Annotated in this window: 16 protein-coding genes and 1 riboswitch; of the genes, 8 read left to right on the top strand and 8 right to left on the bottom strand. The window is 63.8% G+C overall.

The window, feature by feature from the left end; translation table 11 throughout:
- Positions 1-63: 63 nt before the first annotated feature.
- The 3 genes from cydX to AC1DTQ_RS08715 are packed head-to-tail and all read right to left on the bottom strand — an operon-like array spanning position 64 to position 2,975.
- Positions 64-219 carry a cytochrome bd-I oxidase subunit CydX gene (gene cydX, locus AC1DTQ_RS08725; protein ID WP_477849123.1) on the bottom strand — a complete coding sequence of 52 codons (156 nt, stop codon included), beginning with the start codon at positions 217-219 and terminating at the stop codon, positions 64-66.
- Positions 220-227: 8 nt separating this feature from the next.
- Positions 228-1,376 carry a cytochrome d ubiquinol oxidase subunit II gene (gene cydB / locus AC1DTQ_RS08720; protein ID WP_477849122.1) on the bottom strand — a complete coding sequence of 383 codons (1,149 nt, stop codon included), beginning with the start codon at positions 1,374-1,376 and terminating at the stop codon, positions 228-230.
- 12 nt (positions 1,377-1,388) lie between these two features.
- The gene (locus tag AC1DTQ_RS08715) at positions 1,389-2,975 is read right to left on the bottom strand and encodes a cytochrome ubiquinol oxidase subunit I (RefSeq protein ID WP_477849120.1); all 1,587 of its coding nucleotides are present in this window, start codon (positions 2,973-2,975) and stop codon (positions 1,389-1,391) included.
- A 173-nt stretch (positions 2,976-3,148) separates the two neighbouring features.
- Here AC1DTQ_RS08715 and cydD point away from each other — a divergent pair, with 173 nt between their 5' ends.
- Together cydD and cydC are read left to right on the top strand one after the other, a co-directional pair.
- Entirely contained in the window at positions 3,149-4,969 is a 1,821-nt protein-coding gene (gene cydD / locus AC1DTQ_RS08710; protein WP_477849119.1) for a thiol reductant ABC exporter subunit CydD, read from the top strand.
- Positions 4,966-6,609, top strand: coding sequence for a thiol reductant ABC exporter subunit CydC (gene cydC, locus AC1DTQ_RS08705; protein WP_477849118.1), 1,644 nt, complete (start codon positions 4,966-4,968; stop codon positions 6,607-6,609). The genes cydD and cydC overlap by 4 nt, the downstream gene beginning before the upstream one ends.
- 147 nt (positions 6,610-6,756) lie before the next feature.
- Here the strand turns inward: cydC and AC1DTQ_RS08700 are convergent, their stop codons facing one another.
- On the bottom strand, positions 6,757-7,530 hold the full coding sequence (locus tag AC1DTQ_RS08700) for a Crp/Fnr family transcriptional regulator (RefSeq protein WP_477849117.1): 774 nt from the start codon (positions 7,528-7,530) through the stop codon (positions 6,757-6,759).
- A gap of 371 nt (positions 7,531-7,901) precedes the next feature.
- On the opposite strand from AC1DTQ_RS08700, the gene AC1DTQ_RS08695 reads away from it, so the two are divergent.
- The 3 genes from AC1DTQ_RS08695 to AC1DTQ_RS08685 all read left to right on the top strand — a co-directional run bounded on the left by AC1DTQ_RS08695 (position 7,902) and on the right by AC1DTQ_RS08685 (position 10,554).
- Positions 7,902-9,260, top strand: coding sequence for a DEAD/DEAH box helicase (locus AC1DTQ_RS08695; protein ID WP_477849115.1), 1,359 nt, complete (start codon positions 7,902-7,904; stop codon positions 9,258-9,260).
- A gap of 295 nt (positions 9,261-9,555) precedes the next feature.
- A complete protein-coding gene (gene queD, locus AC1DTQ_RS08690) occupies positions 9,556-9,909 on the top strand; it encodes a 6-carboxytetrahydropterin synthase QueD (protein WP_093285477.1) in 354 nt (117 codons plus the stop codon).
- Positions 9,910-10,161: 252 nt separating this feature from the next.
- On the top strand, positions 10,162-10,554 hold the full coding sequence (locus AC1DTQ_RS08685; protein WP_093285472.1) for a phasin family protein: 393 nt from the start codon (positions 10,162-10,164) through the stop codon (positions 10,552-10,554).
- Positions 10,555-10,651: 97 nt separating this feature from the next.
- Here the strand turns inward: AC1DTQ_RS08685 and bioD are convergent, their stop codons facing one another.
- Positions 10,652-11,320: a dethiobiotin synthase gene (gene bioD, locus AC1DTQ_RS08680; protein ID WP_477849114.1), complete on the bottom strand. Its 669-nt coding sequence runs from the start codon at positions 11,318-11,320 to the stop codon at positions 10,652-10,654.
- Positions 11,321-11,461: 141 nt separating this feature from the next.
- On the opposite strand from bioD, the gene AC1DTQ_RS08675 reads away from it, so the two are divergent.
- The 3 genes from AC1DTQ_RS08675 (at position 11,462) to btuB (ending at position 14,684) form a co-directional block, all read left to right on the top strand.
- Positions 11,462-11,947, top strand: coding sequence for a GAF domain-containing protein (locus AC1DTQ_RS08675; RefSeq protein WP_477849113.1), 486 nt, complete (start codon positions 11,462-11,464; stop codon positions 11,945-11,947).
- Positions 11,944-12,357, top strand: a complete 414-nt coding sequence (locus tag AC1DTQ_RS08670; protein ID WP_477849112.1) for a TfoX/Sxy family protein — start codon at positions 11,944-11,946, stop codon at positions 12,355-12,357. The genes AC1DTQ_RS08675 and AC1DTQ_RS08670 overlap by 4 nt, the downstream gene beginning before the upstream one ends.
- A 48-nt stretch (positions 12,358-12,405) precedes the next feature.
- Positions 12,406-12,649: riboswitch (cobalamin riboswitch) on the top strand.
- Between the two features lie 130 nt (positions 12,650-12,779).
- Positions 12,780-14,684 carry a TonB-dependent vitamin B12 receptor gene (gene btuB, locus AC1DTQ_RS08665; protein ID WP_477849111.1) on the top strand — a complete coding sequence of 635 codons (1,905 nt, stop codon included), beginning with the start codon at positions 12,780-12,782 and terminating at the stop codon, positions 14,682-14,684.
- A gap of 240 nt (positions 14,685-14,924) precedes the next feature.
- Here the strand turns inward: btuB and gph are convergent, their stop codons facing one another.
- The 3 genes from gph to AC1DTQ_RS08650 form a co-directional block, all read right to left on the bottom strand.
- Positions 14,925-15,572, bottom strand: a complete 648-nt coding sequence (gene gph / locus AC1DTQ_RS08660; protein ID WP_477849109.1) for a phosphoglycolate phosphatase — start codon at positions 15,570-15,572, stop codon at positions 14,925-14,927.
- An 87-nt stretch (positions 15,573-15,659) separates the two neighbouring features.
- A complete protein-coding gene (gene dinB, locus AC1DTQ_RS08655; RefSeq protein ID WP_477849107.1) occupies positions 15,660-16,733 on the bottom strand; it encodes a DNA polymerase IV in 1,074 nt (357 codons plus the stop codon).
- 207 nt (positions 16,734-16,940) lie between these two features.
- Positions 16,941-18,056, bottom strand: a complete 1,116-nt coding sequence (locus AC1DTQ_RS08650) for an aromatic ring-hydroxylating oxygenase subunit alpha (protein ID WP_477849106.1) — start codon at positions 18,054-18,056, stop codon at positions 16,941-16,943.
- Between the last annotated feature and the right edge of the window lie 176 nt (positions 18,057-18,232).

The following is an 18,232-nucleotide window of genomic DNA, read 5'->3' as shown; positions in this document are numbered from 1 at the left end:
CCCCCCCCCCCCCCCCCCCCCCCCCCCCCCCCCCCCACCACTGCGCTCCCGCCACTCCGGGTTTCAGTCGCCGCGTGCTTCTTCCGCCAGGCGCTTGGCTTCCTGCTCTTTGGCTTCGCGCGCGGTGCGGTCGTTCTCGCGCATTTCGTACCACATGCCGTTGAGGATGGCGAAACTCGCCGCCAGACTCACGCCGAGTATCCAGGAGAAATACCACATGGTTCACCTCAATAAGAGTTGTGGTTCTGTTCCAGGCTTTCCGGGCTGACCTTGCCGCGCAATACGCGGTACACCCAGCTGGTGTAGAGGAGGATCAGGGGCAGGAACAGGCAGGTCACCACCAGCATGACGAACAAGGTCATGTGGCTGGAGGACGAATCCCACAGGGTCAGGCTGGAAGACGGGTGGGTGGAGGACGGCAGCAGGAACGGGAACACCGCCACTCCTTCGGTGAGAATGATGCTGGCGATGGCCAATGCCGAAGCCAGGAACGCCGATCCGCCGCGTCCTGCGCGCAGCAGCAGCGCGCTCAGCAGCGCGCCCAGCACGCCCAGCGCCGGGAAGATCCAGGTCCAGGGCATAGCCTGGTAGTTGGCCATCCAACCGCCGGTTGCGGACGTGACCTGCTTGAACAACGGGTTCGATGCGGCCGCGGTATCGGTGACTCCTACGATCGCATGGCCTGTTATCCCAAAGGCCACCCAGATCCCGGCCAGCACGAACAGCACCGCCGTCGCCAACGCCGCCAATGAACCATAGCGCCGCGCGCGCAACGCCACCGGCCCATCGGTCTTGATCGTCAGCATCGCCGCGCCATGCGCCACCAGCATGCTCACGCTGACCAGACCGCACAGCACCGCGAACGGCGAAAGCAGCGCGAAGAATCCACCGGTGTAGTAGATGCGCAAGGTGTCGTCGAAATGGAAAGGTACGCCCAACAGTACGTTACCCATGGCCACGCCGAACACCAGTGCCGGCACGAACCCGCCGATGAATAACCCCCAGTCCCATACCGCGCGCCAGCGTTTGTCTTCCACTTTGCTGCGAAACTTGAAACCGACCGGTCGCAATATCAGCGCGAACAGGATCAGGAACATCGCCAGATAGAAGCCTGAGAAACTGACCGCATACAGCGCCGGGAAGGCAGCGAAAATCGCCGCGCCGCCTACGATCAGCCATACCTGGTTACCTTCCCACACCGGGCCGATCACGTTCAACACCAAACGCCGTTCGGCGTCGGTGCGCGCCACGGCGGGCAATAACGTACCCACGCCCAGGTCGAAGCCGTCCATTACCGCGAAACCGATCAGCAGAATGCCCAGTAGCAGCCACCAGATCAGGCGCAGGGTTTCGTAGTCGAGGGGAATCGTGTCCATGTCGTTCTCCTGTCAGGCCGCAGTCGAGGAAGCGGCCGCCAGCGGCGTGCCTTCGTGGTTGGGGCGCCGCTCGCCGCCGGGCATGTCGTCCGGTCCCTTCAAGATCACCTTGCGCAACAGGTACACGTCGACCACCGCCAGCGAGGTGTAGATGACCACGAAGCCGGTCAGCGAAATGATCACTTGGTGCAGCTTCAGGCCGGAGGCGGCGAGGAACGTCGGCAGCACACCGTCGATGATCCACGGCTGTCGTCCGTATTCGGCGATCAGCCAGCCCGCCTCAATGGCCAACCAGGGCAGCGGCAGGCTATATAGCGCCAATTTCAGGAACCAGCGGTATCTGTCCAGCTTCCGCACTGTCGCCAACCAGAATGCCAGTGCGAAGAAGGCGATGAAGTAGAAACCCACGCCGGCCATCAAGCGGAAGCTCCAGAACAGCGGCGCCACCCGTGGAATGGTGTCGATAGCGGCTTTGTCGATTTCCTGCTCGGTAGCGTTGCCGATGTCCTCACGGTAGCGTTTCAGCAACAGCGCGTAGCCCATGTCCTGCCAATGCAAATCGAACATGGCCTTCGCATGCATATCGCTGCGGTCGGCGCGCAGCTGCTGCAGAGCTGCGTAGGCGACCTGACCGTTGCGGATGCGCTCCTCGGCGCGCTCGACCAGCTCGTCGATGCCGGGGATCTCGGTATTGAACGAGCGCGTGCCGATCAGACCCATCACCCAGGGGATATGCACTACGTATTCGTTGGTGCGTGTTTCCTGGTTGGGGATGGCGAAGGCGTTGAAACCGGCCGGAGCCGGTTCGGTCTCCCACATCGCCTCGATCGCCGCCAGTTTCATCTTCTGGTTTTCGCCGGTGACGTAGCCGCTCTCGTCGCCCAGCACCACCACCGACAACGACGCCGCCAATCCGAAGCTCGCAGCCACTGCCATCGAGCGCTTGGCGAGATCCACGTGCCGGCCACGCAGCAGGTAGAACGCGCTGATCGCCATCACGAACACCGCACCCAGCACATAGCCCGCGCTGACCGTATGCACGAACTTGGCCTGCGCCACCGGATTGAACATCACCGCCATGAAGTCGGTGATTTCCATGCGCATGGTGGCAGGATTGAATTTCGCGCCGACCGGATATTGCATCCAGCCGTTGGCGATCAGTATCCACAACGCCGAGAAATTGGTGCCCAGCGCAACCAGCCAGGTCACCATCAGATGCTTGACCTTAGACAACTTGTCCCAGCCGAAGAAGAACAAGCCAACGAAAGTGGCTTCCAGGAAGAACGCCATCAGCCCTTCGATGGCCAGCGGCGCGCCGAAGATGTCGCCGACGTACTGGCTGTAGTAAGACCAGTTCATGCCGAACTGGAACTCCATGACGATGCCGGTGGCCACGCCCATGGCGAAGTTGATGCCGAACAGCGTGCCCCAGAACAGCGTCATCCGCCGCCAGATGTCGCGCCCGGTCATCACGTAGACGCTCTCCATGATCGCGATCATGAAGGACAGGCCCAGAGTCAGCGGCACGAACAGGAAGTGGTACATCGCGGTCAGCGCGAACTGCAGGCGCGACAACTCGACTACGGTCATGTCCGGCATGGCGCGGCTTACCCGGTGAAGATGCCGGCATTCTGCGCTCCTTCTTCGCCTGCCGCATTGATCTGGATCAACGTCCGCCTTCGGCGCATAGCTACAATGCGATCACCGGTACTTTCCACCCGGAACCCACGGTTCGCCTTGATCACCGCCCACTCCCCCTCGACGCCGACCGCATGGAAGCCGTAGCAACGGCGGAAACGGAAGCCGTCGCGCTGCGCCGGGGAAAGATCCGGCGCCTGGATGGGTTGGGCCGGGCCTACAAAGGCCGTCTGCGCATCGCCGGCGCCTGCAGTGCGCTCGCGGGCTGGATGCTGATTCCGCAGGCGGCCGCCATTGCCTGGGCGGTACAGCAAGTACTGGTGGAGCATGCGAGCCCCCGCGACTCGATGGCCGCATTGTGCGCGCTGTTGATTGTGGGATTGCTGCGCGCCGCGCTGGCCTGGATATCGCGCAGGCAAGCCGATGAGGCCGTGGAAGCCATACGCGCCGATCTCCGTAATGGGCTGATCCGGCGCCTGCTGGCGGCTGGGCCGCTATGGCTGCGTCAACGCCGCAGCGGCGAACTCGCCGAATTGATGGGCACGCATGCCGATGCGATGGAAGGCTATTTCGGCGGCTATCTGTTGGCGCGCGCGGAAGTGATCGCGGTACCGCTGGCCTTATTGATTGCGGTGTTCTGCGTGGATCGCGTGGTCGGCGCGATCCTGCTAGTGACTTTTCCGCTGATTCCCTTGTTCATGATGCTGGTCGGCTGGGGTGCGGAAGCGGCCAGCCGACAGCAGCTCAAGGCACTGGCGCGCATGGGCGGCTATTTCGCCGATCGCTTGCGCGGGTTGGGAGTGATCCGGCTGTACGGACGCGGCGACGTCGAATTGGCGGGCATACGCGATGCGGCTGAAGGAGTTCGGGTGCGCAGCCTCAAAGTGCTGCGAATTGCTTTCCTGTCTTCGGCCGTCCTGGAGTTCTTCGCTTCGTTGAGCGTGGCGATGGTGGCGGTCTACTTGGGCCTGAGCTATCTGGGCATGCTGGACCTTCGCGACGTACGCTTGAGTCTGGGCATGGGCGTGTTCTGCCTGTTGCTGGCGCCGGAGTATTACGCGCCGTTGCGGCGTCTGGCGATGCATTACCACGACCGCGCGAATGCGTTGGCCGCACTCGATGAAATGGAAAGCGCTTTGGAAGACACCGCACGTGCCGCAGATGCCGCGCACGTGGGAGCGGCGTCCCGCCGCGAGCTCTTGCCCTCCCCCACAATCCTGGAAGAACGGTCACAAGCAAGCACAGAAGCAGAAGCTCACGGCGGGACGCCGCTCCCACAAGGTCGGCTTGCGTCTCAGCCGGTTATTGCTGCGACCGCGAGGCTTGAAGTCCGAGATCTCAGCCTGCGGCCGCTCGGCGCGGCAGGTAACGTGCTGACAGGCATCACCTTTGACTTGAACGTCGACGGCCGCCTTGCGCTGGCCGGCCCAAGCGGCTGCGGGAAAAGCACGCTGCTCGATGCATTGGTCGGCTGGCTCCCTCCCACCGGCGGCAGCGTGTCGATCCGCGAAGCCACACGCATCGGCTACGCCTCGCAGCGTCCCTACCTTTTCCACGGCAGCATCGCCGACAACCTGCGCATCGCCAAGCCGCAAGCCAGCGATGCCGAGCTGCACGCCGCCGCCGAAGCCGCGCAAGTGCTCCGCTTCGCGCACAAGCTTCCGCAGGGACTGGACACGATGATCGGCGAACGCGGCTTCGGTCTGTCCGGCGGCGAAGCCCGACGCATTGCCTTGGCCCGTGTGTTTCTGCGCGACCCGCAGCTGTTGCTACTGGACGAGCCCACTGCATTCCTCGATTCCGAAACCGAAACCGCACTGCTTGCCGCACTGGCGGAGTTCGCGCGCGGGCGCACCCTGGTGCTAGCGACGCACAGTTCCGCGGCCATGCGCATGGCCGGACAAGTCCTGTGGCTGCCGGGCGGCGTGATCTCTCCAGCGGAGGGCGCTGCATGAACGTGTTCCGCCTGCACGCGCGATCCATCGCGTTGACGATCTTCCTGCTGTTGCTCACGCTGCTGGCGGGAACCGCCTTGCTGGGGCTAGCCGGGCACTTCCTGACCGCTGCTGCGCTGGCGGGCGCAACGGCAATGGGATTCAATTTCTTCGGTCCGTCTGCGGGTATCCGTGCGCTGACTTTCATCCGCATCCTGTCGCGATACGCCGAAAAACTCGTCGGCCACGACGTGACCCTGCGGCTGGCGCGCGACCTGCGCGTGGACTTCTTCCGCCGCGTGTTGCCACTGGCTCCGCTGGGACTGGGAAGGCATCGTGTGGGCGATCTGTTGGCGCGACTGGTGGCGGACATCGAAAGCGTGGATGGCTTGCTGGTGCGCGCCCTCGGCCCCTTGCTCGCGCTGGCGGGATTGGGATTGGTCGCCGTCATCGCGGCGGGGTTCGTGCTACCTGCGGCCGGAGCGCTACTCACCCTGATTCTGCTGGCGTTGGGCGTCGGCGTTCCCTACCTCATCACCCGCAGCGCAAACCACGTTGAAACTGCCAGAGCGCAAGCACGCGCGGACTTGCGCACCGCGGTACTGGAAGGGCTGGAAGGCGCGACCGATCTGGCTGCGCTGGAAGCGACCGAATCTTGGATCGAGCATATCGATGCAGCCACCGCGGAAGCCGCGCGCTGCGAGCGCGAGCGCAAGACGCGCCTGTCGCTGGGCACTGCGCTGCATGCGGCTGTGGTGGCCATCTCGCTGCCGATCATGCTGTGGTTGTTGCTGGACGCGGCGTACAACGGCCGCCTGTCTCCCGCTGCGGCGGGTGGACTGTTCTTCATTACCGTCGCCGTCTACGAAGCATGCGCAGGCGCGAACCTGGCCTGGCAATCGCTGCAGGCCGCGCGCGCTTCGCAGCAGCGGCTCCGGCAGGTTGCCACGCAGGCGCCGCTGGTGGCCGACCCCGCGATGGCCCACTCTGTTCCTAAGCATGCGGACCTGGAATTCCGGAACGTCTGTTTCCACTGGCCGAATGAGGCGCGCGATGTATTGCGGGAAGCGACCCTGCGTATCGCCCCCGGGCAACGCATCGCGCTGTACGGCGACAGCGGCGCCGGCAAGAGTTCGCTGTTGGCGCTGGCGCTGCGCCTGTGCGATCCGCAAAGCGGATCGGTGCGTTATGGCGGCACCGATCTGCGCCAATTCAAGCAAGCCGACTGGCATTCGCAGATCGCGTGGTTGCCGCAGGAAGCGCCCGTGTTCGCCGGCAGCGTGCGCGACAACCTGCGCATGGGCGCGCCCGAAGCGGACGATGCGCGCCTGTGGAACGCGTTGTCGCAAGTGAAGATGGAAGGCGCGATCAGCGCGTTAGCGGAGGGGCTCGATGCGTGGATCGGCGAGAACGGCGCCACACTTTCGGTGGGTCAATCGCGCCGCATCGCCCTTGCGCGCGCGTTGCTGCGCGACACGCCGTTATTGTTGCTGGACGAGCCGACCGAAGGCCTGGATGCCGACACCGCCAACGAACTGCTGCTGGACCTGGCCGCGGCCAGCGGATCGTGCAGTGTGCTGATGGTCAGTCATGACGAATTGCCGGAAGGCGTGGTGCATGCGCGGTATCGGTTGATCGATGGAAAGTTGATGGCCGACTAATTCCCTTCTCCCCTCGGGAGAAGGTGCCCGGAGGGCGGATGAGGGAGGGAGAACTCAGCTTGAACTACAACTTCCCGTGAGCCTGAATTCGCATTCCCTCATCCGTCGCTTCGCGCCACCTTCTCCCGGAGGGAGAAGGAAAAATGATCAGGCCCGCGCTTCCGCCAACGCTCGCAACCGCTCCGAATCCAGCAACTCGATGTGATGCGGATCGCTGGCCGCGATCATCCCGTCCTGGCGCAGCTTGGTGAAACTGCGGCTCACCGTTTCCACGGTCAGCCCCAAGTAGTCGGCGATATCGGCGCGCGTCATCGGCAGCACCAACTGGTTGCCGCCGATGCCCTGGCGCTGCCGGCGCGCGGCCATGTCCAGCAGGAAACCGGCCAGACGCTCCAGCGGCGTCATTCGCGCCAACGCCATCAGGTTGTTGCGGGTCGCATCGAGTTCGACGCAAGCGCGTTCCAACAATTCGTGCTCCAGCCCGGGATGGCGTTCGCACAATTCGCGCATGTCGGCCTGGGCGATGGAACAGAGCACGCTATCGCTGATTGCCTCGATCGAGTGCCGGTAGTGGGAAGCGCCGCTGAAACCGATGAAATCGCCCGGCATCAGGAAGCCGGCCACCAGCCGACGGCCGTCCGGCAACACTCGGATGCGGCGCAGGGCCCCGGAGGTGACGGTAAAGACATAGCGCCGCACATCGCCTTCGCGGGCCAGCATCTGTCCGGCCTCAAGGCGGACATCGCCGGCCATCGCGTCCAGCGCATCGGTTTGCACGGCCGAAAGCGCATCGCAAACCGCCAGATGGCGCACCAGGCAGCCGCTGCAGGCGTGCGTCCCGACGCGACGCGACGGCGCTGCGACCCGGATCTGGCCGGGAACATCCTTGCCTCTGGGGCTGCGCAGGACGGGCGTACTCATGTCAGCAGTGGGGTTTCCCGTGCATACGGCAATGATACTCCTCACCCTTTCTGAACGAGCCGGCGCAGCAGCGCGAGCATTCGTGGCCGGGATCGGTTACAGTGCGCCCCGTTTGCAAGCGGCCGTCCGTTTCCCTTCGGGATCGCCGGCGCCTCAGGTCTCGTAAGCTGACCGATGCGCCCGCCCCCACTCCGACGCCATTCGCCTTGCAGATACGGCCCCGCCGCTTTGGCGCCGGCCGCCTACATTTCTCGCAGCGCGGTTCATCGGGAACGCTTCGGGTAATACCTCGATCTCTTCTGGTCTGTTGCCGTCCGCACTTTGCGTGGGCGACTGCGGCCGTTGCGGTCGGAATACTGGAGCTTCATCGAATGTCTTTTGAAAACCTCGGGCTTTCGCCCTTCCTGCTGCGTGCCCTGAAAGAACAGGGTTACGACACCCCCACCCCTATCCAGACCCAGGCCATTCCGCTGGCCCTGGCCGGTCACGACCTGATGGCCGGCGCGCAGACCGGCACCGGCAAGACCGCCGCTTTCGGCCTGCCGCTGTTGCAGCACTTGGGCACCTCGCCGCAGGCCGTCAACGGCCAGCGCAAGCCGCGCGCGTTGATCCTGGCCCCGACCCGCGAGCTGGCCGTGCAGGTGCACGACAGCCTGCGCGATTACAGCAAATACCTGCGCATCCCCAGCACCACCATCTACGGCGGCGCCGGCATGGGCCCGCAGCAGGACGCGCTGCGCCGTGGCGTGGACCTGATCGTGGCGACCCCGGGCCGCCTGATCGACCACATGGACCGCCGCAACGTGGACCTGTCGGGCATCGAGATCCTGGTCCTGGACGAAGCCGACCGCATGCTCGACATGGGCTTCCTGCCAGCGATCAAGCGCATCCTCACCAAGCTGCCCAAGCAAAACCGGCAGACGCTGCTGTTCTCGGCGACCTTCGTCGACAGCATCAAGCAGCTGGCGATGGAGTTCATGCACGAGCCGAAGCAGATCCAGGTCACCCCCAGCAACACCGTGGCCGAGACCATCAGCCACCGCGTGCATCCGGTCGACGGCACCCGTAAGCGCGAGCTGCTGCTGCACATCCTGGCTGCCGATTCGCGCAAGCAGACCCTGGTGTTCGGCCGCACCAAGCACGGCTGCGACAAGCTGACCAAGTACCTGGAGCAGTCCGGCATCAAGGCCGCGGCGATCCATGGCAACAAGAGCCAGGGCGCCCGCATCCGCGCGTTGAAGGACTTCAAGGCCGGCCGCATCAACGTACTGGTGGCCACCGATATCGCCGCGCGCGGCATCGACATCGACCAGCTGCCGACCGTGATCAACTTCGACCTGCCGATGGTCGCCGAAGATTACGTGCACCGTATCGGCCGCACCGGCCGCAACGGTTCGCAGGGCGAGGCGATCTCGCTGGTGGCGCAGGATGAAGCCAAGTTGCTGCGTGCGATCACCCGCATGCTCAAGCGCGACGTGGAAATACGCGATGTGCCGGGCTTCGAGCCGATGCGTCCGATCCGCTGGGGCAACGACAACCCGCCCAACGAGCGTCCGGGCGGCAACAACGCCCCGCGTCGGGCCAACACCGCGCGTCGTCCGCATTCGGATGCGCCGCGTCACGCGCATGCTGGTCCGAAGCAGCGCACTGCTGGCAATCCGGGTGGTGGACAGCGCGATGGTGCGCGTAGTCCGAACCCTTACCGCCAGGGTGCGCGTCCGGCGCGTTGATTGGCCGATAGTAGTCGCATGGAAAGCCGGCCTTCGGGTCGGCTTTTTTGTGTCGCCATACGCGAAGTCGCTGATGGCAACCCAAATAGGAACGTCATCCCGGCGAATGCCGGGATCCAACTATCGGCGAGAAGGCGTTCCTGCGTTCGGATAGCGGCGGGCGAGCTTGGATCCCGGCATTCGCCGGGATGACAACCTTTGAAATTTATCGCCGACGGTTTGTACTGCTGACGCTTTGGCTTATCGCCGACGGCTAGCCTTCGCTGCCCCATCCTCCACCCCTACAATGCCACCCATGGACATCTTCAAAATCTTCACCCTGGAAGCCGCGCACCGGCTGCCCAACGTACCGCCCGGCCACAAATGCGCGCGTCTGCACGGACATTCGTTCCGCATAGAAGTGCGCGTGGCGGGTGAGCCGGGGCCGGAAACGGGCTGGGTGATGGACTTCGGCGACATCAAGGCCGCGTTCCAGCCGCTGTACGACCAGCTGGATCATCATTACCTCAACGACATCGAAGGCCTGGACAACCCGACCAGCGAACGGCTGGCGATCTGGGTCTGGGAGCGTCTCAAGCCCGCATTGCCCGCGCTAAGCGAGATCGTGGTCCACGAGACCTGCACCTCGGGCTGCCGCTACCGCGGCTAAGGGATCGTAGGGGGCCGTGGGAGCGGCGTCCCGCCGCGAGCTTTCCCTTCCAGGCAATCACGCGTTGCGACCTACGCTAGGTAAGAGCTCGCTGCGGGACGCCGCTCCCACAGCAACAGGCTTCAAGCACTTGATTTTAAACGGGCGCTGACCGTTCGTCGGCTGACCATACGCCTGTTGTTGCATTGCAACAAAGACTTGCGTATGTTGCACCGCAACAAGCCGGTAAAACCCCTTTCAGGAGACATCACCATGTCCGCACAGATCAACGAACAGTTCACCACCTTCACCCACCAGTTCGCCGCTGCCGCTGCGCGCGCCAACCGTCTGGCCCTGGAAAATGCCGAGACCGTGTTCGGCGTGCAGCTGAAGACCTTCGAAAAGAACGTCGAAGCCACCACCGCGTTCTTCGGCGAACTGTCGGAAATCCGCGACGTCGAAGCCTACAAGACCGTGTGGCCGAAGGGCCTGCAGATCGCCAAGGAAAACGCCGAGCGCTTCGCCGCTGCTGGCCAGGAAGTGATCGGCCTGACCTTGAAGACCAATGAAGCCCTCGGCCAGCTGGCCAAGAGCCAGTTCGAAGCCGCCAGCGAAACCGCCCAGGCGACCGTGGCCAAGGCGACCAAGGCCGCCAAGGGTAAGTAAGTAGTTCGCCAAGCAGTTCGAAACACCTCGTCGTTTTATTGCGCGGCCCCCCTCCCTCCGCGCAACCGACCCGGCAGCCCCCACGCTGCCGGGTTTTTTATTGCCCTGGTTTCAGCAATCGCGAGAGCGCTCGGGCATCCGGCGAAGGGCTGTAGGGAAGCCGCCCCCAACACGGCGAGTGCAGGCGTAGTTTGAGCATTTCGAAATTCTCGTCCTGCCGCGCCATCTCGGGATCCACGTGGTTGGCGATCCAGCCCACCAACTCGCAACCGTCGTCCGCGATCGCACGCGCCGTCAGTCGCGCATGATTGAGACAGCCAAGGCGCATGCCCACCACCATCACCACCGGCAGGCGTAAGCTGCGCGCCACGTCGACCTGATCCAGCGTGGCAGACAACGGCGCCGACCAACCTCCGACACCCTCCACCACCACTGCATCGGCCAGGGCTTGCAAGCGTTCGAATGCGGAAACGATCTTCCCCAATTCGATTTCCACCCCGGCCTCGCGCGCGGCGATTTCCGGCGCCAGCGGCGAAGGCAACGCATAGGGATTGAGGTCGGCGTAGTCCGGGCGCGGATCGCTGGCTTCCAGCAACGCCAATGCATCCTCGTTGTGCCAGCCGGTATCTGTCCACACGCAACCGCTGGCCACCGGCTTCATGCCGACCGCACGCAGCCCGCTCGATCGCAAGGTGTGCAGCAACGCGGTAGACGCGATGGTCTTGCCTATGCCGGTGTCGGTTCCGGTGACGTAGAAATGCTTCATCTGGGAAATCGTGGCCGTTGCTCGCGTCGAATCCCGTTTACTTTTGCATGATTTAGGTTACGCATGTGCGCCTAATCACCAGGCGTAGCCACACCATGGCTGCACGGAACGCCGTCATCATGAAAGGGATAGAATCCGGCCATGTCCTTCGCCACCCAGACCCTGTCCGGCAGTAAGCCGGAACAGTATGCGCAGCTCGTCGCTCAGGCGCGCGCATTGATCCAGGGCGAGCCCGACCGCGTGGCCAACGCCGCGAACCTGGCCGCTCTCGTCTACCACGCCCTGCCCGATCTCAATTGGGTCGGCTTCTATTTCTACGACGGCGCCGAGCTGGTGGTGGGGCCCTTCCAGGGCTTGCCCGCCTGCGTCCGCATCGCGCTGGACAAAGGGGTCTGCGGCGCCGCCGCGCGTACCCGCCAGACCCAGCGCGTCGCCGATGTGGAAGCTTTCCCCGGCCATATCGCCTGCGATGCGGCCTCGCGCTCCGAATTGGTGGTGCCGCTGGTGCACGACGGCAAACTGGTCGGCGTGTTCGACCTGGACAGCCCGCGCGTCAATCGCTTCGACGAGGAAGACCAACAGGGCCTGGAAGCCATTGCCCAAGCCTTCCTGGACGCCCTGAAATGACCGCCGCGCCGCCGATCAAGATGCGCAACATCGGCCCCAAATCCGCCGCCTGGTTGCGCCAGGTGGGCTTGCGGACCCAGGAAGACATCGCCGCCGCTGGTCCGGTCGATGCCTTTATGCGGGTCAAGCGCGCCGGTTTCCGCCCCAGCCTCAACCTGCTGTATGCGCTGGAAGGCGCACTGGCCGACTGCCATTGGCAGGAAGTGCCTGAAGCGCGCCGGCAGATACTGGTGGCCGAATACGAAGCGGCCGCCGCGCTGCTTCCCGCACCGCGCGGGCGTCCTGCCGCTTCGCCGGTCACCACTACGCACCACGAGCAACAGGATCACGAACAGCAGGATCACCAGGCGTCGCCAGCGTTCGATCTGTTCGATTCGCACAGCGACGACGGCGCCGAACGCGAAGACTGAATCGGTCGCACCAGACGCGCCGCTATGCCCGCCCGTCCCGCATCGCGTACACTTCGCGCGCTTCAAGGTGACCCTGCGGCACGCGCCAACGGGTTGAAACGGGAAGCCGGTGAGTCATTCCGACCCAGGTCGCGAACGACAAGTCCGGCGCTGCCCCCGCAACGGTAAGCGAGCCAGCCAGAGCATCAGCCACTGCACGCGAGTGCGGGAAGGCGCCGCGGCCGAAGCCGCACTCGCACGAGTGCCTCTTCAACTCGCAAGCCCGGAGACCGGCCCTGGAGTTCACTGGTTGCGATGCGGCGGGCATTGCGGCGGCGGTCCGTGCTGCGGGCCTTCGCGCGCGCCTTAACTGGCAAATCCCTCCGCTTGCGACTCCATCAGACCATTCCGCGTACGGGTCGTGCGCGGTGGAGAAGTTCGCCATGCAGCACCGTCTTTCCGTTTTCCCCTCGCTCCACGCCCTCGCTTTCGCCATCGCGCTAGCCCTTCCCTCGATAGCCCATGCGGAGATCGCCGCCGACGCCACCGACCTCGACGAAATCGTGGTCACCGGCACCCGCACCGATGTGGCCATCGAAGACAGCCTGGTGCCTGCGCAAGTGATCGATCGCGAAGAGATCGAACGCACCCAAGCGCGCTCGTTGCCGGAACTGCTGAAAGGCCGCGCGGGCCTGAACATCACCAACCAGGGCGGGGCGGGCAAGCTGACCTCGATCTTCCTGCGCGGCGCCGAATCCGACCATGTGCTGGTGCTGGTCGATGGCATCCGCATCGGTTCGGCGACCGCCGGTCTGGCGTCTTTCCAGGACCTGCCCGTCGACCAGATCGAACGCATCGAAATCATCCGCGGCCCGCGCTCCAGCCTGTACGGCTCGGAAGCCATCGGCGGCGTGATCCAGATCTTCACCCGCAAGGGCGGCATGGGTTTCGAACCGCATTTCCGCCTCGGCGCGGGCAGCCACAATCTGCGCGAGGCCAGCGCCGGTTTCAGCAATCGCGGCGAGCGCGGCTGGATCAGCGCCGAAGGCGCGTACCAAGAAACCGACGGCATCAATGCCTGCCGTGGCGCGGGCTTTCCCGTCTTCCAGGGTTGCTTCACCGACGAACCCGACAAGGATGGCTACCGCAATGTCTCCGTGTCGCTGCGCGGCGGCATCGAGTTCACCGATGAGGTGACCGTCGAGGGCCACTTCCTGAACGCCGATGCCGACAACGAATACGACGGCAGCGTCTTCGGCGGCAACGAAACCGAAACCACGCAGCGCGTGCTCGGCAGCAAGCTGACCTGGACGCCGGGCGAGCGCTTCAAACTCACCGCGCAGGCAGGACGCACCGCGGACAAGTCCGATGCCTACTTCCGTGACGCGGGCATCCGCAGCTATGTCAACACATTCGACACGCAGCGCGACACGGCCTCGCTGCAGGCGGATTTCGCGTTCGCCGACGGACAGCTGTTGACTGCCGGCGGCGACTGGCAACGGGACGAAGTGACCAGCACCACCGAGTTCCTGGTGACCGAACGCGACAACACCGGCGTATTCGTCGAATACCAAGGCCGCTTCGGCGCTCACCAGCTGCAAGCCAGCGTGCGCAACGACGACAACGAACAGTTCGGCAACCACACCACCGGCAGCGTCGGCTGGGGCATGTCGCTGAGCAACGACTTCAGGCTCAACGCCAGCTACGGCACCGGCTTCAAGGCGCCTACTTTCAACGACCTTTACTTCCCGTTCGGCGGTAACCCGGATCTGGAGCCGGAAGAGTCGAAGAGCTTCAACGTTGGTATCGGGCAATACGCCGAGAACTGGAACTGGACGTTCAACCTGTTCCAGACGCGCATCGATGCGCTGACCGGCTACGACAGCTTCTTCAACCTGGTGCAGATCGATGAGGCGCGCATCCGTGGCGCGGAACTGACCTTCGCCACCACGTTCGCCGGCTGGGACCTGTCGACGCAGCTCAGCTATGCCGATCCGCGTGCGCGTGCACACCTGACCGCCGAAGGCACCGACAACCCCAACTACGACAACCTGCTGCCGCGCCGTGCTCCGCGTACCGGCCGTATCGACCTGGACCGCAGCTTCGGCGCTTTCCGTTTCGGCACCACGCTCAATGGGGCCAGCGCACGCTACGACGACGCGGCCAACACTGTGCGTGTGGCCGGATACGGGACCGTCGATCTGCGGTTGGAATACGCGGTGAATGCGGATTGGACGCTGCAGGCGCGTGCGACCAACGTGTTCGACCGGGACTACGAGACCATCGCCTGGTACAACCAACCCGGCCGCGAATACGGGCTGAGCCTGCGCTACCGGCCGGCGCGCTGAGCTAAGACTGAGCGTTTGCAGCGTCTGGCTGGTAAGAGCAAAAGCAAATCCCCCTCAATCCGTCTTTTTCAAAGGGGGAGGAAAAGCGTCGTGAGGAGGGACAAAAAAACGGCCTCGGACTCGCCACGCGCCATGAACAGCTCCCTCCTTTGAAAAAGGAGGGTTGGGGAGGATTTGCTCTTATCGCGCCGTTTGGACACGCGGCAAAGCACGTGCCTCCATTCTCGGCACAGCGAAGTCCTACTTCAGCAATTCGCGCATGTCATCGATGACTCTGACACCTGGCACCGAATGCGGATCGAAGCCGCGCAAGTACCCGTAGGTTACCAGCGCCATCGGCATGTTCGCCGCTACCGCCGTCTCCACGTCGGTGGCCGAATCGCCCACCATCAGGCATTGCGAGACGTGCAGGCCGAAATGATCGACCACATGCAACAACGGCACTGCGCTGGGCTTACGCTCTGGCAGCGAATCGCCGCCGACGATGCATTCGAAATATTGGCCTAGATCCAGGGCATCCAGCAGCGGGCGCACGAAGCGCTCGGGCTTGTTGGTGCAGACCGCCACCGCGATGCCTTCCACGCGCAGCGCCTCCAAAGTGTCGACCACGCCGGGATAGACCGTGGGGTAAAGCAACAGGCACTCGGCGTAGTGGACCATGAAGGCCGGCATCACTTCGTCCAGATCGATGCGCTTGCCCGCATGTTCGAATGCGCTGGTCACCAACGCGCGCGCGCCGTCGCCTATCCAGCCGCGGATGACCGATTCCTCGACACGCGGTAACGACCAGTCCGCCAGCGTGCGGTTGACCGCCTCGGCGATATCGGACGCGCTGTCTACCAGGGTGCCGTCCAGGTCGAAGACGACAAGCGAATAAGAAAAGCTCAAGATTTTGCTCCAGATGAAAAGATTGCTCCATGCAAACTTATATCCCGTTCGTGGTCATCACGAACGGTTTTCTATGGGTTCGACTCATTAAATATTCGACTCATTAAACAATGTGCCTTGGGACATTCCCTCCTCGCGCTCGCGAAAGCCCCCCAGCCCCACACCCACCAACCGATAAAGGGTTCCCTCCGGCTGCTCCACTCTCGCGCACAACGACAACGCGATGTCCGTCAGTGCTTCGAGGGAATCCGGCGGCGTCTCCGGCGTATGACTGCGGGTGAGGATACGGAACTGGGAAGTCTTGAGCTTCAGCACCACCGTGCGGCCCACGCGTTCGGTCTTGCGCGAGGCTTCCCATGTCTTCACCGCTAGGCGACGGATGGTGGGCGCCAATTCGTGCAGCGGCACGTCGTGTTCGAAGGTGTCCTCGGCGGAGATCGATTGCACCGGCTGGTTGGGTTCGACCGGCCGCTCGTCGATGCCGCGCGCGCGCCGGTACAATGAGGCGCCGAAGCTGCCGAAATGGCGCTGCAGTTCGTCCATCGGATATTCGCGCAGATCGCTGACCAGCTCGATACCCAGCGCAGACAGTTTTCCCTGCATCACCTTACCCACCCCGGGAATCTTCGCCACCGGCAGGGGCGCCAGAAAGGCGTCGACCTGATGGGGACGGATCACGAACTGCCCGTCGGGCTTGCGCCAGTCCGAGGCGATCTTGGCCAGGAATTTATTGGGGGCGATGCCCGCCGAAGCCGTGAGCGAAGTTTCTTCGCGAATCTGGCGGCGGATCTCCTCGGCGATGGCGGTGGCGCTCGGGAAATCGGTCTTGGGCTCGGTGACGTCCAGGTAGGCTTCGTCCAGCGACAACGGCTCTACCAGGTCGGTGTGCCGCAGGAAGATGTCGCGGATCTGTTTCGAGGCCGCCTTGTAGCGCACGAAATCCGGCGGCACGAATACCGCCTGCGGACATAGCCGCTCCGCGCGCACCGCCGGCATCGCCGAGCGCACGCCGAACTTGCGCGCCTCGTACGAGGCCGCGCACACCACCGACCGCGCACCGCGCCAAGCCACCACGACGGGCTTGCCACGCAGGTCGGGATTGTCGCGTTGCTCGACCGACGCGTAGAAAGCGTCCATGTCGATGTGGAGGATCTTGCGCACAGGCGCATTATGCCCATATGGTCAGGGCGACAGAACTTGAATACGAATAATGAATCGTCATCCCCGCGAAGGCGGGGACCCAGTGACTTCCTGCTTTGAGCCGAGTTTTCCAGATCTCCGTTCGTGGTGAGCTTGTCGAACCACACTCTTCGCGTGAAACCCAAAGTCGCTGGGTCCCCGCCTTCGCGGGGATGACGATCTGCTGGTTCAGCTACCTGGCGTGCGCGATAAATCCGCATGCAACAATCGATGAAACAGGTGCTCTCCTGCCTCCCGCCGCACCGACAACCGCCCGGTCGAATACGCCCGCGAATTCAGGCCGCGCTGCACCGATTTGCAGATGGCCATGTCCTCGTCCTGGATGATGTTGCCCACGTCGATGCTGGCCCGGTTGCGTTCGCGCGCGGCTTCCGAGACGTCAGCGAAGTAGAAATCGAAGATCACCTCGGTGCGGTCCAGCCCCAGCGGCAGGACCAGGTTCACGTCCATCTGGCCTTCGTACCAGTTGACCATGAAGTTGGGATGCAGCCAGTAGTACAACGCGCGGTCGCCGCCGCGCACCGAAGAGAAATCGGCGTGTTCGCCGTCCTTCACCATCGGGCTGGACTGCAGGCAGTGGTGCTTTCCGTTCTCGATGGTGTAGTTCTTGAAATCCAGGACGCTGTTGAGGCCCTTGTGCAGGTGCGGCACGTGATAGCCGCCGTCGAGGTAGTTGTCGACGAAGACTTTCCAGTTGCAGTCGAAATAGTAATGCCGGCGCTCGAACCAATGCAGGTCTTGCAACCGTAACGCTGCGAACTCTTCGATCAGTTGCGGTCCCAAGAATTCCTCCAGCCCGGGTCCTTCTGCGTCCAGGCGCACGAATACCCAGTTCTCCCAAACCGCCGTCGCCACCGGCGCCAGTCTGTGCGTGCTGCGGTCGAAGTGGCACTCGCTGTTGAAGCTGGGCGTGCCCTTGAGCGCGCCTTCCAGCGTGTAGGTCCAGCCGTGATAAGGGCAGCGCAGGTTCTTCGCGCAACCCGAAGCTTCGGTCATCACCGCCGCGGCGTGGTGTCGGCACACATTGAAGAAGCCGCGCAGCACGCCATCGTCCCCGCGCACCACCAAGATGGGTTCGCCGGCGATCTCGCAAGTGACGTATTGGCCGGGTTCGCGCAATTGGTCCACGCGACCGGCTAGTTGCCAGGTGCGGGAGAAGGTGGTGCGTTTCTCCAGCGACGAAATACGTTCATCGATATACCAGGAGGAAGGAATAGTGCTTGCCTCGTCCAGCGGCTTGGACGGATCGTAGTGCTGCAGCAGCTCGGTGACCGATGGATTCATCCGGATTCCCTGGCGTTGGCGCGCCGGGTGGAACCCGGCATGGCCGGATCACTTTATCTGAAAAGAGGGTGTGCATCGAATGCCCCCCTCTTGATGACGGCCAGGCCTCAGCAACAGGAAGATCCAAGGTTTCGCCTAACATCCGACGGTCACAGACTATTGCGACCGCGTGCGGC

The sequence above is a fragment of the Pseudoxanthomonas sp. P4_B2 genome (genome assembly GCF_056402315.1).
The sequence above is the reverse complement of the archived record's forward strand: the minus strand, read 5'-3'. Positions and strand labels throughout refer to the sequence as shown.